Raw genomic sequence first — 14,519 nt, 5'->3', positions numbered from 1 at the left:
GATGAGCGACTACGACCTCGGCCACAGCGCCAGTCAGAACACCAGCGCCAGCCGCGACGACTCCTTCCATCTCACGCCGCCCGAGCCGGTCTCCCCGGTTCCGCGCGAGAAGGCCGGCGGACTCGTCCCCGTCGACGACGGGGTGCGCGGCGACATGGCCCGCAAGGCCGCCGACTACATCGCCGGGCTCGCCGCACTGGACGCCCGCTCCCCCGAGTTCGCCGGCAAGGTCGGGGAGATCACGGCACTCGGCGCGGGCGAGATGCGCACCGCGGCCGCGCAGTCCAACCGCATGCTGGAGCGGACCGTGCGCAGCCTGCCCAGCAAGGGCGGGGACGCGCAGACGAAGGTCGCCGGGTCGCTGGTGGAGCTGCGGCGGGTCGTCGAGGACCTCGACCCGCGCGACCTGCCGACCGGCAAGGGCCGCAAGTTCCTCTCCCGGCTGCCCGGCGGCAACAAGCTGCGCGACCACGTCGCCAAGTACGCCTCCGCGCAGGGCACCCTGAACAAGATCGTGGGGTCGCTGCGCGGCGGACAGGACGAACTGCGCCGCGACAGCGCCGCGTTGCAGACCGAGCGGGTCCGGCTGTGGGAGACCATGGGCAAGCTCCAGGAGTACGTGGTGCTGACCGAGGCCCTGGACAGCGCCGTCGAGGAGCACATCGCGAGGGTCGCCGACCCCCAGCAGGCCGACACACTGCGCGCCGACGTCCTCTTCCCCGTCCGCCAGAAGCACCAGGACCTGCTCACCCAGCTCGCCGTGTGCGCGCAGGGCTACCTCGCCATGGACGTCGTACGCCGCAACAACGACGAACTGATCAAGGGCGTCGACCGGGCCGCGACGACCACCGTCTCGGCGCTGCGCATCTCCGTGATGCTGGCGTCCGCCCTCGACAACCAGAAGAAGGTCGTCGACCAGGTCAACGCGCTGCGCGGCACCACCGAGGAACTCATCCGCGGCAACGCGGAGATGCTCGCCACGCAGTCCGGTGAGATCCAGCGGATCGCCGCGGACCCGGCGGTCGGCGCGGAGACCCTGCGGAGCGCCTTCCAGCAGATCTACCGCACCCTCGACGCCATCGACACCTACAAGGTGCAGGCCACCGAGGCGATGGCGGCCACCGTCGAGTCGCTGACGAGCGAACTCCAGAGCGCCAGTGCCCATCTGGAGCGCAGCCGCGCCCAGGGCGCCCTCGAAGGAGGCCACAGATGAGACACCGGATCGCGGCCCTCACCCTCGCCGCCCTGACCCTTCTGACCGCGTGCACCTCCGGGCAGGACACCCCCGACGACGACCCCACGGCCGCCGCACCCGGCACCCTGCGCGTCCTCGCCTCCAGCGAGCTCAGCGACATGGCCCCCGTCCTGGACCAGGTCCGCGAGCGGACCGGGATCACCGTGCGGCCCACGTACATGGGCACCCTGGACGCCGTGGACCTGCTGGCGCGGGGCAAGGCGGACCAGGCCTACGACGCGGTGTGGCTCGCCTCCAACGACTATCTGCGCCTGCGCCCCGAGGCGCGCGGCAAGGTGGTGTCGGAGACGCCGATCATGTCGAGCCCCGTCGCGATCGGCGTGAAGCCGGCCACCGTGCGCGGCCTCGGCTGGTCCCCCGAGGACGTCACCTGGTCGCAGGTCGAGCAGGCCGTCGCGGACGGCGAGCTGACCTACGGCATGACCGACCCGGCCCGCTCCAACTCCGGCTTCGCCACCCTGGTCTCCGTCGCCTCCGCGCTCTCCGGGGCCCAGTCCGCGCTGACCGACGCCGATGTGCGCAAGGCGACGCCGCGGCTGCGGGAGTTCTTCAAGGGGCAGAAGCTGACGTCGGGTTCGTCGGGCTGGCTGGCGGGCGCGTACACCCGGCGCGGCACCGTCGACGCGCTGCTCAACTACGAGTCGGTCCTCAAGGGCATCCCGGACCTGACGGTGATCCGCCCCAAGGACGGTGTGGTCACCGCCGACTACCCGCTCTCCTCCCTGGCCGCCGCCGGACCCGAGGCCCGCGAGAACGTGCGCCGGCTCGCCGAGAGCCTGCGCAGCCCGGAGACCCAGCGCGCGATCACCGACCGCACCCACCGCCGCCCCGTCGTGGCCTCCGTCCCCCCGGCCTCGGGCCTGGACGCCACCAGGCGGCGCGAACTGCCCTTCCCGGGCAGCCGTTCCGTCGCCGACGGGCTGCTCGACTCGTACGAGAACGAGCTGCGCCGCCCTTCGCGCACGGTGTACGTGCTGGACACCTCCGGCTCCATGCTGGGCGAGCGGCTGACCCGGCTGAAGGCGGCGCTGACGGGGCTGACCGCGGACTTCCGGGACCGTGAGGAGGTGACGCTGATGCCGTTCGGATCGCAGGTCAAGAGCGTGCGCACCCATGTCGTGGACCCGGCTGACCCGCAGAGCGGCCTCGACGGGATCCGCCGCGACACCGGGGCGCTGCGGGCGCAGGGCGACACGGCGATCTACACCTCGCTGGAGAAGGCGTACGAGCATCTGGGCGCCGACGACGAGGCGTTCACCTCGATCGTGCTGATGACCGACGGGGAGAACACGGCCGGTCGGACGGCCGCGGACTTCGAGGCGTTCCACGGATCGCTCACCGGCGAGCAGCGCGACATCCCCGTCTTCCCGATCCTCTTCGGCGACTCCGACCGCGCCGAGCTGGAGCGTATCGCCGAGCTGACCGGCGGCCGTCTCTTCGACGCCCGGCAGGGCTCGCTGGACGGCGCCTTCGAGGAGATCCGTGGCTACCAGTAAGGCTCTGACGTACCTGGAGTCCCGCAAGAACCTCACGGGATGCGCCTGCGGGCTGCTGGGCCTGGTGCTCACCTTCACGGGTGTGGCCGGCCCCTACTGGCCCGTCGTGGTCGCCGGCCTGTACGGCGCGGGTGCGCTGATCGCGCCGCCGGAGCGGCCGGCGCTGCCCGACTTCCCGGATCCGTCGGCCCAGCTGGACGAGGTGCGCGGGGACTTCGAACGGCTGGGCGCCTACCTGGCCGACGTGGAGCTGCCGCCGGCCGCGGCGGCGCGGCTCGACGGACTGACCGGGCTGCTGCGGGCACTGCTGGAACCCGGCTGGGTCGCCGAGGTGCTGGCCCAGGACCCCGAGGGCGTGCACGCACTGTCCCGGGCCGTCCGGCAGGACGTGCCCGAGGCCGTCGACGCCTTCGTGCGCACCCGCTGGTGGCACCGGATGACCCCGGGGCAGGAGCCACCCGAACAGCATCTGGAACGCCAGCTCGCCCTGCTCCACGAGGAGGCGGAACGTCTGGCCACCACCCTGCGAGAAACAGAGTCCCGCCGCCAGGAATCCCACACCCGCTACTTGGAAGACCGCTCCCAATAACGCCCCCGAAGGGGCGCGAGGAACTGCGCCCCCAGCCCCAACCCACCCGCACCCGCCACGGAACCCGTCACCCGCGGCGGCCGGGCGCGTTCAGGGGCGCGGGGAACTGCGCGACCAGCCACAACGCACCCGCACCCGCCGACGCACCGCACCCCCCGAGCGACAAGGCGCCCCACCCCACCCACGGAGTGAACCGCGGCCGGCCGTGACGATGTTGCTGGTCAGGGCACTGTCGGCTGGACCGGCCGCGGGGTCTTTCAGGCGGGACGTCAGCCCAGCCGCCGCACCAGGGCGTGGTACTCGTCCCACAGCTCCTTCGGCGTGTGCTCGCCGAAGGTGTTGAGGTGGTCGGGCACGAGCCCGGCCTCCTCGCGCCACACTTCCTTGTCCACGCTGAGCAGGAAGTCCAGGTCCTCCTCGGCCATGTCCAGGCCGTCGGTGTCCAGGGCGTCCCGCGTCGGCAGCACGCCGATCGGCGTCTCGACGCCCTCGGCCCTGCCCTCCAGACGCTCCACGATCCACTTCAGGACGCGGCTGTTCTCACCGAACCCGGGCCAGACGAACGCACCCTCGTCGTTCTTGCGGAACCAGTTGACGTAGTAGATCTTCGGGAGCTTCGCCTGGTCCTTGCCCTTGGCTACGTCGACCCAGTGGCCCATGTAGTCGCCCATGTTGTAGCCGCAGAACGGCAGCATCGCGAACGGGTCGCGGCGCAGCTCGCCGACCTTGCCCTCGGCGGCGGCGGTCTTCTCGCTGGCCACGTTGGCGCCCAGGAAGACGCCGTGGTTCCAGTCGAAGGACTCCGTCACCAGCGGCACGGCGGTGGCGCGGCGCCCGCCGAACAGGATCGCGGAGATCGGCACGCCCTTGGGGTCCTCCCACTCGGGCGCGATGATCGGGCACTGCGCGGCCGGGACGGTGAAGCGGGCGTTGGGGTGCGCCGCCGGGGTCCCCGACTGCGGCGTCCAGTCGTTGCCCTTCCAGTCGGTGAGGTGGGCGGGCGTCTCCTCCGTCATGCCCTCCCACCAGATGTCGTTGTCGTCGGTGAGGGCGACGTTGGTGAAGACGGAGTTGCCCCACAGCGTCTTCATCGCGTTGGCGTTGGTGTGCTCACCGGTGCCGGGCGCGACGCCGAAGAACCCGGCCTCGGGGTTGATCGCGTAGAGGCGGCCGTCCTCGCCGAAGCGCATCCAGGCGATGTCGTCGCCGATCGTCTCGACCGTCCACCCGGAGATCGTGGGCTCCAGCATGGCGAGGTTGGTCTTGCCGCAGGCGGACGGGAAGGCGGCGGCGACGTACTTGGGCTCGCCCTGCGGCGGGGTGAGCTTGAGGACCAGCATGTGCTCGGCCAGCCAGCCCTCGTCGCGGGCCATCACGGAGGCGATGCGCAGGGCGTAGCACTTCTTGCCGAGCAGCGCGTTGCCGCCGTAGCCGGAGCCGTAGGACCAGATCTCGCGGGTCTCGGGGAAGTGGGAGATGTACTTGGTGCTGTTGCACGGCCAGGGCACGTCCTGCTCGCCAGCCTCCAGCGGCGCTCCGAGCGTGTGCACGGCACGCACGAAGAAGCCGTCGGTGCCGAGCTCGTCCAGGACGGGCTGTCCCATGCGGGTCATGGTGCGCATGGAGACGGCCACGTAGGCGGAGTCGGTGATCTCGACGCCGATCGCGGACAGGTCGGAGCCGAGCGGGCCCATGCAGAACGGGACGACGTACATCGTCCGGCCGCGCATCGAGCCGCGGAAGACGCCCTTGTCACCGGCGAAGATCTCCCGCATCTCGGCGGGGTCCTTCCAGTGGTTGGTCGGGCCGGCGTCCTCCTCCTTCTCGGAGCAGATGAAGGTCCGGTCCTCGACGCGGGCGACGTCCGTCGGGTCGGAGGCCGCGTAGTAGGAGTTGGGGCGCTTGATCGGGTCGAGCTGCCGGAAGGTGCCCTTCTCGACGAGCTCCCCGCACAGGCGCTCGTACTCGGCCTCGGATCCGTCACACCAGACCACGCTGTCCGGCTGGGTCAGTTCGGCGATCTCGTTCACCCAGGAGATCAGTTCCTGGTGGTTGGTCGGGATGACGGGGGGAGCCGCGATGTCGCGCGCCACGATCGCTCCTAAATGAGGGATTTTTTTCTCTGTCTGCCCCGTGGGGGCCGCGACCCGGATGCTTCGCTTACTCCCTTTGGCGCTCATCCGGTGCCGACCGCACTCATTTGATCATCCGAGGTGACTGCGCATTTGTCCAGAGGGCCGCCCACCTGAGCGGCGTGAGGAACGCCACCACCTCCATGTTCCTCCGAGTTTCTTTACGTGCACGTTGAGTTCGGATGACCGACTCTTGAGGGGTGCGGAATCCAACTGCCGTGAGATGATGGCCACTCCCAGGGGTTGCCGGATTCGTAACCTACGGTTCCGTAGGTACGATGCGGGTCATGACTGCGTCCGCCTCCGACACGCCCTCGGACAAGCCTGTCGCCGACCGGATCTCCGACGCGCTCTCACTGCCAGACCCGATCAAGCCCAAGCTCCGCGGCTGGCTGCACCTCGGCATGTTCCCGGCGGTGCTGGTCGCGGGCCTCGTACTGACCGCCCTCGCGGACTCACCGCGCGGACGCGTCGCGTGCGGGATCTACGCCCTGACGGCCTGCCTGCTGTTCGGCGTGAGCGCGCTCTACCACCGGGGAACCTGGAGCCCGCGGATGGACGGCGTGCTGCGCCGCCTGGACCACTCCAACATCTTCCTGATCATCGCCGGCACCTACACGCCGCTGACCTTGCTGCTCCTGCCGAGCAGCAAGGGCCGCTGGCTGCTGTGGGGCATCTGGGCCGCCGCGCTGGCGGGCATCGTCTTCCGCGTCTTCTGGGTCGGCGCCCCGCGCTGGCTCTACACGCCCTGCTACATCGCGATGGGCTGGGCCGCGGTCTTCTTCCTGCCCGACTTCATGCGCACCGGCGGTATCGCCGTCCTGGTCCTGGTCGTGGTCGGCGGCCTGCTCTACAGCGCGGGCGGGGTCGTCTACGGCATCAAGCGGCCGAACCCCTCACCCCACTGGTTCGGCTTCCACGAGGTGTTCCACTCGTTCACGCTGGCGGCGTTCGTCGTGCACTACGTGGGGATCTCGCTGGTGGCCTACCAGCACTCGTAGCGGACCGGCAGGCACCGTTTGACAGCGGGTGTCAACTGAGAGTTACTGTCAGTTCATGTCCGCAGCCCGCCCCTCCCCCGTCGACCGCACCCGCCCGGGCCTGCGCGAACGCAAAAAGCTCCAGACCCGCGACGCGATCCGCCGGGCCGCCCACGCCCTCGTCGAGGAGCAGGGGTACGACGCCACCACCGTCGAGCAGATCGCCGACCGCGCCGAGGTCTCGCCGTCGACCGTCTTCCGCTACTTCCCGGCCAAGGAGGACATCGTCCTGGGCGAGGACCCCGGTCCTGCGCTGGTGGCCCGCTTCCGGGCCCGCCCGGTGGACGAGCCCTGGCCGCGGGCCCTGCGGCACGTCCTGCGCGAGGCGGTCGGTGACGCCCTGCGCGAGGGACCCGAGGTCACCCGAATGCGCTGCCGGCTGATGGCGGAGATCCCCGCGGTGCGCTCCCGCGGCACCCAGCACGCGACCGCCGCCGGCCGCCTGCTCGCCGAGGCCCTCGGCGAGCGCACCGGGCGCGCCCCGGAGAGCCTGGAGGTGCGGGTCCTGGCCATGTCCCTCGTCGGCGGGCTGACGGAGGGCTGCCAGTACTGGGCACGGACCGGTTTCCGCGACGACCCGGCCGACCTGGTCGATCGCGCCCTGGCCGTCTACGACCGTGACCTCGGCGGCGACCGGGACCGCGGTCCCGAAAACCCCTGAGGCCCGCGCCGTCACCCGTGCGATGCTGATCAGGTGAACCGACCCGAGATCCACGTCGAATTCGCCGCCGAACTGCGCCTGTTCGTGCCGAACGGCCGGCGCCGCGGCGCCACCCCGGTCAGCACGGACGGGGTCTCGACGCTCGGCCATGTCGTCGAGTCGCTCGGCGTCCCGCTCACCGAGGTGGGCGCGCTCGTCGTGGACGGCAGCCCGGTGCCGCCGGCCCATGTGCCCCGCGACGGCGAGACGGTCACCGTCCGCGCGGTCCGGCGTCCGCAGCAGGTCACCGGCGCCCCGCTGCGGTTCCTCCTCGACGTCCACCTCGGCACCCTCGCCCGCCGGCTGCGCCTGCTCGGCGTCGACACGGCCTACGAGTCCACGGACATCGGCGACCCGGCGCTCGCCGCCCGCTCGGCCGCCGAGCGCCGGGTCATGCTCAGCCGCGACCGCGGCCTGCTGCGCCGCCGCGAGCTGTGGGCCGGCGCCTATGTGTACAGCACCAGCCCCGAGGACCAACTCCGTGACGTCCTCGACCGGTTCGCCCCCGAGCTGCGCCCCTGGACGCGGTGCACCGCCTGCAACGGCCTGCTGCGGGAGGCCACCAAGGAGGAGGTCGCCGAGCAGCTCAAGGGCGGCACGCAGCGGTCGTACGACGTCTTCGCGCAGTGCCGCGCGTGCGGGCGGGCGTACTGGAAGGGCGCGCACCACGAGCAGCTGGTGGCCATCGTGGAGCGCGCCCTCACCGAGTTCCCCGGCCGGGGCTAGGCCCGGCGCACATCACCCTTTCCGCAGGCCACGCCGTCCCGGTTCGGGTCGAGGCGCAGCGGGTCGTCCTTGCCGTTGACCTTCAGCCGGCCGTAGTCGTGGCTCTTCAGCCAGGTGCAGCGGGCCGCCGTCGTCTTCTTCACGTCCTTCGGGAAGGCCGTCGGGACGCAGACGTTGGCCGAGCCGTAGTGGCGGTCGCAGCCGGCGATGGTGGTGGGGACCTTCTGCGAGGCCCGCTTCTTGCCGGGACCCGCGACCTTGCCGGACAGGTCGTCGGCGAAGGAGTGGACGTGCGCGGAGGCGTCCGTCGCCCGCAGGGCCTGCGGGCCCGACAGGTGCACCCACTTGGCCACCGACGGCACGCCGTTCGCGTCGACCGCGAAGAGCATGTACCAGCCGGGCGGGGCCATGTTGGGGTTGCTCGTCACATTGAGGTCGATGTTGTTGCCGTCGACGCTCAGCGGCAGGTCCACGAACCGCTGGTTCGGGTCGGAGGAGTGCGTCACCGCCGCCGGGCGGATCAGCTCGGCCTTGGCGATGGGCCGGTCGACCGTGATGCGCTGGGTGTCGCCGTAGTTCCACTGGGTGTCGATCACCGAGGTGATCGCCGGACGCTCGCCCTTGAGCAGGTACGGCGGGGTGTAGATGGACACGTTGTGGTTCCAGGTGCCGTTGCCCGGGTTGTCACCGGTGGTCATGACCCGGCCGTCGGGCAGCAGGAACGCCGAGGAGTGGTAGCCGCGGGCCTCGGGGTCGGCGGCCACCGGGTCGAAGGTGTTCGTCTCCGGGTCGTAGAGCGACGACTCGAAGACCGGGTTGGCGCGGTTGTGCAGCGCGCCGCCGGTCTCCAGGACCTTGCCGTCCGGCAGCAGCACGGCGGAGACGTACATCTTGCCCTGGCCGCCGGTCTGCGGGACGGGCCCGTTGCCGAGGTCGACGGTGCCCTGCGGGATGGGCGGGCCGGCGACGTACGACGGGTTGGGCTGCTTCAGGTCGATGACGTCGGTCAGGCGGTTCGCCACCGGGTTGGACTCGATGTTGCCGCCGCCCAGGGTGAGCACCTTCTGGTCCTGCGCCGGGGGCAGCAGCACGCTCGCCGACTGGTCCCGCTCGTCCTTGTTCTGCAGCCCGGGCACCTGGGTGACGGTGTTGGCGCCGTAGTCGTAGATCGCGGAGCCGGTGCCGGGGATGTTGTTGCCGAAGACATGGCTGCCCGAGTAGAACAGGCGGCCGTCCTGCATCAGGATCATCGACGGGTACAGGCCCCAGTACGACCAGGTCTGGTTGACCTTCCACAGCGGCTGCCACTGCTGCTCGTCCTCGGACCACAGCTCCGCGGTCACCGAACCGGTGGAGTCCTCCTTCAGCCCGCCGAAGGAGATGACGTCACCGTTGCCGAGGATCGTCGCCGACGGGTACCAGTGCCCGTCGTTCATGTCGTTCGTCTTGATGTACGACTCGGTCGCGGGGTCGAAGATGTACGAGTCCTTGTAACCCTGGTAGCCGATCGTGCCGTCCGCCGACGGATAGCCCTTGTTGCCGCTCATGATCAGCACCCGGCCGTCGGACAGCTGCACATGGCCGGCGCAGAACATGTCGTCCGGCGTGGGGATGACCTCGTAGTCGCCGGTCTGCGGGTCGTAGACCGCGGAGGTGAACGTGCCCGCCTCGAACATGTCCGTGTTGTTGCCGGAGCCCGCGATCAGCAGCACCTTGCCGTTGTGCAGCACCACGGAGTGCATCGAGCGCACCGGGTTCTGCACGGGCAGCACGTCCCACCGGCCGTTGGCGCACTCCTGCGGCGTGCCCGTGCAGTCCGGCTCCGGGACCGGTTCGGCGACCTGGTCCATCGTGTAGTCGTCGGTGGTCACGGAGCCGGTGCCGTAGACGGAGACCCCCCAGGAGATCCGGTCGGTGCCCGCCGGGACCTCCGGCGTGCGCACCGTGGCCTCCGTCCAGGAGCCCGCCATCTGAAGGGTCTTCAGGTCGGTCCAGTACTGCCAGCCGGCGGTCGCGTCGTGCCGGAACAGCGTGATGTTGGCGTCCGGCGTCGTCGACTTGTACCAGAGGCCCAGGTCGTACTGCTTGCCCGGCGTCACGACCGGCGCGCACGTGGCGGACTCGGTGATCAGCGCCTTGCGGTCGCCCTCCAGGCGTCGCGTCAGTGTGACCTTCATGGCCTTGGTGCCCGTGCGGGCGTCGGCCACCGTCTCGAAGGTGAAGTCGTTGTCGCCCCAGCCGGACTTCGACCAGCAGTACGGCATGTCGCCGGTGCCCGCCGTCTCGAAGCCGGGGTTCTTGATGAGGTTGGCGGCGGACGCGGGCTGGGGCGCGGTCAGGAGAAGCCCGCCGGTGAGTCCGGCGACGGCCAGCAATGCGGTTCTGCGTCGTGATCTCATGTGGTGCTCCTTGCTGTGCGGCTCCGTTTTCCGTGGCGGCCTGGACGGCGCGGGAGGTACACCAGCGCTTCGGTCCCCACGAAGCGCAGGACGAAGGTGATGACGAGCGCCAGCGCGGTGGCCGGGAGCGCGCCGATCCCGAACGTGGAGACCAGCAGCGCGATCAGCGGGATGCGCACCAACAGGTCGGCGTTGGCGAGCAGTGCGAACCGCGCGGTGCGGTCGGCCCAGTGCCGGAACTGCCGCCGCTCACGGAACAGCAGCTTCTCGATGAGCAGGAAGTTCCAGGCCACACCGAGCTGGTTGGCGAGGATCTCGGCCGGCAGGTAGTGCATCCCGGCCGCGGTCAGCGCCCAGAGCCCGGCGAGGTTCGGCACGAAACCGGTCAGCCCGATCAGCCCGAAGACGATCATCCGGGCGAGCGGGGAGGCGGTGCGCAGCCCGACGAGGTGCCGCAGGAAGCGCATCCCCTCCTGCGCGGTCGACTTGGACTCCCCGGCGAAGCGGTCCTGGAAGACGAACGGGACCTCCGTGACCTCGCGGGGACGGCTGCGCACCGCGAGTTCGAGGAGGATCTTGTAGCCGAGCGGCTGGAGGACCTCGGCGGTGACGGCGCTGCGGCGGATGGCGAAGAAGCCGCTCATCGGGTCGCTGATGCCGTGCAGCCTGCGCGGGAAGAGCGACTTGGTCAGCCAGGTCGCCACCCGTGAGACGGCCACGCGGTAGCTGCCGGCGAGTCCGGCGCGGCTGCCGCCCTTGATGTAGCGGGAGGCGACGACCAGTCCGGCGTTCGCCCGCTCCCCCGTCCCCACCAGCTCCGGCACCAGGGAGGGCGGATGCTGGCAGTCGCCGTCCATGACGACGATCCAGTCGGACCCGGCCGTCCTGATGCCCTCGACCACCGCGCCGCCGAGCCCGCCCACGGGCTCCTCGCGGTGCAGCAGGGTCACCGGAAAGGGACAGTCCTGGGCGGCCTTCTGGATCACCTCCGGGGTGTCGTCCGTGGAGTCGTCGACGAAGACGACCTCGCAGGGCAGCCGGGACGGCACCGACTCGGTGATCTGGTGCAGCAGTTCACGAATGTTGGCGGACTCGTTGAAGGTCGGTACGACGATGGTCACGGCGCCCGGCTCGGGCACCTCGGCGGCGTACGCCGCCGGATCCCCCAGTTCGCCGGGGACCACGGACTCCTGGCTCATCGGACGCCTCCCGTCCCGGCGCTCTGGATCCGCCGGATCTCGATCCGGTCCTCACCGGCGCCGAACACGGCGACCGGCGTCGAGTGCTCCATGGCGGCCTTGACGTTCGGCAGGTCGACCGCGTCGCGTCGTACCGTCGGCGAGGCGACCACGTAGTGGAGGTCGCGCCAGCCGTTCGGCATGGTCTTGGTGACGGCCGGGTCGAGGTCGGCCTTGTAGAACCAGATGACGCCGAGCCCGGGCCGGTACCCCTGGTGCACGAGGTCCAGCCAGAGGGCGTCGTCGACCAGGACGCGGGTGTCTTGGGGGTCGTCGACCTCGGTGGACAGCCACTTCGAGGCCGCCCGGTACGGGGCGTTCGCGTCGGCGGTCATCGCGGTGCGATCGCCGTCGTACCAGCGCGGCACGACGTACGCGCCCGCGGCGAGCGCGAGGACGACGGCGAGCCCGTACCGGCCTCCCGTCAGGTACTTCGCCTCGCCCACCCGGCGCCGTCGCCGCAGCACGGCGTGGGCGACGGAGGCCGCCGCCCCGGCGAGCACCAGGGCGAGGAACGGGAGCGCCTGGATGATGTACATCGCGGGCAGATAGCCCGGCCGCAGCGCCATCCCGGCGAGGATCGCCACCGCCAGCGCGGGGCCGGCGAGCGCCCGCGCGGTCACCGACCAGCGCCAGGTGACAAGGAGCAGCAGCGCGCCGGCGAGCCCGCCGAGGGGCAGCACCCGGTCGTAGTACAGCCAGGACTGGAGCACCCCGTAGGAGCCGGTGCCGGCTTCGAGGATGAACCCGGAGCCGGGGCGGCTCATCTGGTAGACGATGCCGTCCCACAGCGAGACATGCCCGCTGCCCGGCAGCAACTCGCCCTTCAGCAGGGCGAACAGAGGGTACGAGACGCCCAGCAGCACGCACGCGGTGATGGCGCCGGTGATGGCGAACTTGCGGGTGTCGCGATGACTGTGCCGCCACATGGTCAGCAGCACGGCCGGCAGCACCAGCAGCATCGTCTCCTTGGTGAGGACCGCGGCCGCGGCCGCCATGCCCGCCCCGAAGTGGTGCCACAGGTGACGGCTCGGGGAGGCGGCGAGGGTGAACGCGAGGAGCGTCCACATCACCGCGATGTTGTCCAGGAAGATCTCCCGCTGCAGGACCACCGACAGCGGGGAGAGCCCGAACAGGGCCATCGCGAGCCCGGCCGCCCAGCGGGGCAGCGACAGGCGGCGCGCCAGGACGTACACGAGGACCGCGCTGATCGCGCTGATCACCAGCATCATCACGCGCATCGAGCCGACGGTCATCGACTCCGGCGCGAAGTACGCGGGAATCCAGGTCAGTACGGCGATCTGGATCCAGCCGAACGGCGGGTGGTCGTACCAGTAGGTGTAGTGGGCCAGGCCCCGGCCCTCCTGCACGGCCCAGGCCTGCGCGAGGTAGGTGCCCTCGTCGTCGCTGAGGGTCGGGTAGTCGGCGATGTTCCAGCCCTGCACGACGAGGATCGCCACGAGCAGCAGCCCGCACAGGAGCAGGTCGGGACGGGAGGAACGTAGCCTCTTGGGTCGATCTGCCCGGTGTGTCGGACCGGTTCTGGGCACAGCTGTCCGCTGCGCGGGGACCTTGACTTCGGTCGCCGCGGGAAGTGTGGAGGTCACGCAGGAACGTCCTCTCGGTTCACGTGCGCGAGATGTGCGCCGACGTGGCTGGTCAACTCCCAGTCGTTACGGCCGCGTTGCTCACGCCACACTGCGCGGACAGCGGCTCCGGCGAGCAGCACCTGGTAGAAGGGCCCGCCGATGATGAGCTTGAGGTAGTGCACGAGACGTACCCGCAGCCCGTACTGCTTGCCGAAGTCGTGCAGCCCGACGAGCTCGAAGACGAAGGTCACGAGCGCGGTGACGGCCGGCAGGAAGGTGATGAAGGCGACGCCGACCGGCACGTCGAGGAAGAGGGCGATGGCCACGTTGAGCGGGATGATCACGCCGGAGATCGCCTGGAGGTACGGCGTCATCAGGGTGTAGCGGGCGAGCAGCCGCTGACGGAAGCCCGGCAGCTGCTTCCAGTCCTTCTTCCGGTAGACCTGGAGGAAGCCCTGGTTCCAGCGGGTGCGCTGCTTGAGCAGGGACATCAGACTGCCCGGGGTCTCCTCGCGGGTGACCATGTCGGAGTCGTAGGCGACGACCACCTTCTTGCCGACGCTGGACAGCCGCACCCCCAGGTCGCAGTCCTCAGCGAGGCAGTTGGGGTCCCAGCCGTCGGCCTCGCGCAGCACGTCCGTGCGGACGAAGACCGTGTTGCCGCCGAGCGGGATGAACCCCTTCTGGGCGTGCAGATGGAGCCGGGAGCGGAACCAGAAGAAGTACTCCAGGCAGTTGCGCAGGCTGTACCAGCTGGAGTGGAAGTTGATCAGCTGCACCCCGCCCTGGACCACGTCCGCGCCGGTGGACCGGAACGCGTGGTCGACATGGGCGAGCAGTTCGGGGTGCACCTGGTCCTCGGCGTCGAAGACCCCGACGACGTCGCCGCGGCAGTGCGGCAGCGCCGTGTTCATGGCCTTCGGCTTGTTCTTCTTCTCGTGGGTGTCGACGACGACCCGCACGCGCGGGTCACGGGCCTCCGCCCGCCGGGCCACCTCGGTGGTCTCCGGGTCGTCGTGCCCGACGATGACGATGATCTCGAAGTCGGTGTGCGTGGACTCCAGCAGGCGCTGGATGGTGTGGTCCAGTACGGCCTGCTCGTGCCGGGCCGGAAGCAACAGCGAGAACGACACGTGCTCGGCGCCGTCCGGCCGGCTGAAACGTGTGGAGGCGAGCACCTCGGGCGTACGCCACGCGTGCATCTGCCACCACAGGGTGAAGGCCGCCATCCAGAACAGGGCAAGCGAAACGGCGGCAATGAAGACAGACGTCAGCAAAAGATCCCCCCAGATCTTCAAAATCCCCCCAGGCGCGGCGGAGCAGTTCGTCCGCCGCGGCACTGTGGAGAGAGTAGG

At 70.4% G+C, this 14,519-nt stretch carries 11 protein-coding genes; 6 read left to right on the top strand and 5 right to left on the bottom strand.

Translation table 11 applies throughout. From position 1 onward, the window contains the following. The first annotated feature begins 1 nt into the window (after window position 1). Genes ACIP2X_RS15490 through ACIP2X_RS15480 form a run of 3 tightly spaced genes read left to right on the top strand, consistent with a single transcriptional unit; the run spans window position 2 to window position 3,340 of the window. Window positions 2-1,213, top strand: a complete 1,212-nt coding sequence (locus ACIP2X_RS15490) for a toxic anion resistance protein (RefSeq protein WP_401672628.1) — start codon at window positions 2-4, stop codon at window positions 1,211-1,213. After that, window positions 1,210-2,751, top strand: a complete 1,542-nt coding sequence (locus tag ACIP2X_RS15485) for a substrate-binding domain-containing protein (RefSeq protein ID WP_401672625.1) — start codon at window positions 1,210-1,212, stop codon at window positions 2,749-2,751. The genes ACIP2X_RS15490 and ACIP2X_RS15485 overlap by 4 nt, the downstream gene beginning before the upstream one ends. Then, window positions 2,738-3,340: a hypothetical protein gene (locus ACIP2X_RS15480; RefSeq protein WP_401672623.1), complete on the top strand. Its 603-nt coding sequence runs from the start codon at window positions 2,738-2,740 to the stop codon at window positions 3,338-3,340. Before ACIP2X_RS15485 ends, ACIP2X_RS15480 begins: the two co-directional genes overlap by 14 nt. Window positions 3,341-3,609: 269 nt before the next feature. On the opposite strand, the gene ACIP2X_RS15475 is transcribed toward ACIP2X_RS15480, so the two are convergent. Then, complete coding sequence (locus tag ACIP2X_RS15475) at window positions 3,610-5,433, bottom strand: phosphoenolpyruvate carboxykinase (GTP) (protein ID WP_401672620.1); 1,824 nt, start codon at window positions 5,431-5,433, stop codon at window positions 3,610-3,612. Between the two features lie 326 nt (window positions 5,434-5,759). Here ACIP2X_RS15475 and ACIP2X_RS15470 point away from each other — a divergent pair, with 326 nt between their 5' ends. The 3 genes from ACIP2X_RS15470 to ACIP2X_RS15460 are packed head-to-tail and all read left to right on the top strand — an operon-like array spanning window position 5,760 to window position 7,938. Further along, entirely contained in the window at window positions 5,760-6,473 is a 714-nt protein-coding gene (locus ACIP2X_RS15470) for a hemolysin III family protein (protein WP_401672617.1), read from the top strand. 55 nt (window positions 6,474-6,528) lie between these two features. Next, a complete protein-coding gene (locus tag ACIP2X_RS15465; RefSeq protein ID WP_401672614.1) occupies window positions 6,529-7,173 on the top strand; it encodes a TetR/AcrR family transcriptional regulator in 645 nt (214 codons plus the stop codon). A 33-nt stretch (window positions 7,174-7,206) separates the two neighbouring features. Beyond that, complete coding sequence (locus ACIP2X_RS15460) at window positions 7,207-7,938, top strand: Mut7-C RNAse domain-containing protein (protein WP_401672611.1); 732 nt, start codon at window positions 7,207-7,209, stop codon at window positions 7,936-7,938. Here the strand turns inward: ACIP2X_RS15460 and ACIP2X_RS15455 are convergent. Genes ACIP2X_RS15455 through ACIP2X_RS15440 form a run of 4 tightly spaced genes read right to left on the bottom strand, consistent with a single transcriptional unit; the run spans window position 7,935 to window position 14,441 of the window. Beyond that, window positions 7,935-10,337, bottom strand: a complete 2,403-nt coding sequence (locus tag ACIP2X_RS15455; RefSeq protein WP_401672608.1) for a galactose oxidase-like domain-containing protein — start codon at window positions 10,335-10,337, stop codon at window positions 7,935-7,937. The two genes, ACIP2X_RS15460 and ACIP2X_RS15455, sit on opposite strands and share 4 nt — an antisense overlap. Continuing rightward, complete coding sequence (locus ACIP2X_RS15450; RefSeq protein WP_401672606.1) at window positions 10,334-11,536, bottom strand: glycosyltransferase; 1,203 nt, start codon at window positions 11,534-11,536, stop codon at window positions 10,334-10,336. The genes ACIP2X_RS15455 and ACIP2X_RS15450 overlap by 4 nt, the downstream gene beginning before the upstream one ends. After that, complete coding sequence (locus tag ACIP2X_RS15445; RefSeq protein WP_401672604.1) at window positions 11,533-13,182, bottom strand: ArnT family glycosyltransferase; 1,650 nt, start codon at window positions 13,180-13,182, stop codon at window positions 11,533-11,535. The genes ACIP2X_RS15450 and ACIP2X_RS15445 overlap by 4 nt, the downstream gene beginning before the upstream one ends. Continuing rightward, a complete protein-coding gene (locus tag ACIP2X_RS15440) occupies window positions 13,179-14,441 on the bottom strand; it encodes a glycosyltransferase (protein WP_401672602.1) in 1,263 nt (420 codons plus the stop codon). Before ACIP2X_RS15440 ends, ACIP2X_RS15445 begins: the two co-directional genes overlap by 4 nt. Window positions 14,442-14,519: the final 78 nt, after the last annotated feature.

Origin of the sequence: Streptomyces sp. NPDC089424 (assembly GCF_044749345.1) — a bacterium.
GTDB lineage: Bacteria > Actinomycetota > Actinomycetes > Streptomycetales > Streptomycetaceae > Streptomyces.
The sequence above is the reverse complement of the archived record's forward strand: the minus strand, read 5'-3'. Positions and strand labels throughout refer to the sequence as shown.

What these genes read in the sequence shown, in the direction of transcription:
- ACIP2X_RS15485 (WP_401672625.1), top strand. Translation starts at nt 1,210, where the DNA reads ATGAGACACCGGATCGCGGCCCTCACCCTCGCCGCCCTGACCCTTCTG.
- ACIP2X_RS15465 (WP_401672614.1), top strand. Translation starts at nt 6,529, where the DNA reads ATGTCCGCAGCCCGCCCCTCCCCCGTCGACCGCACCCGCCCGGGCCTG.
- ACIP2X_RS15450 (WP_401672606.1), bottom strand. Translation starts at nt 11,536, where the DNA reads ATGAGCCAGGAGTCCGTGGTCCCCGGCGAACTGGGGGATCCGGCGGCG.
- ACIP2X_RS15490 (WP_401672628.1), top strand. Translation starts at nt 2, where the DNA reads ATGAGCGACTACGACCTCGGCCACAGCGCCAGTCAGAACACCAGCGCC.
- ACIP2X_RS15455 (WP_401672608.1), bottom strand. Translation starts at nt 10,337, where the DNA reads ATGAGATCACGACGCAGAACCGCATTGCTGGCCGTCGCCGGACTCACC.
- ACIP2X_RS15470 (WP_401672617.1), top strand. Translation starts at nt 5,760, where the DNA reads ATGACTGCGTCCGCCTCCGACACGCCCTCGGACAAGCCTGTCGCCGAC.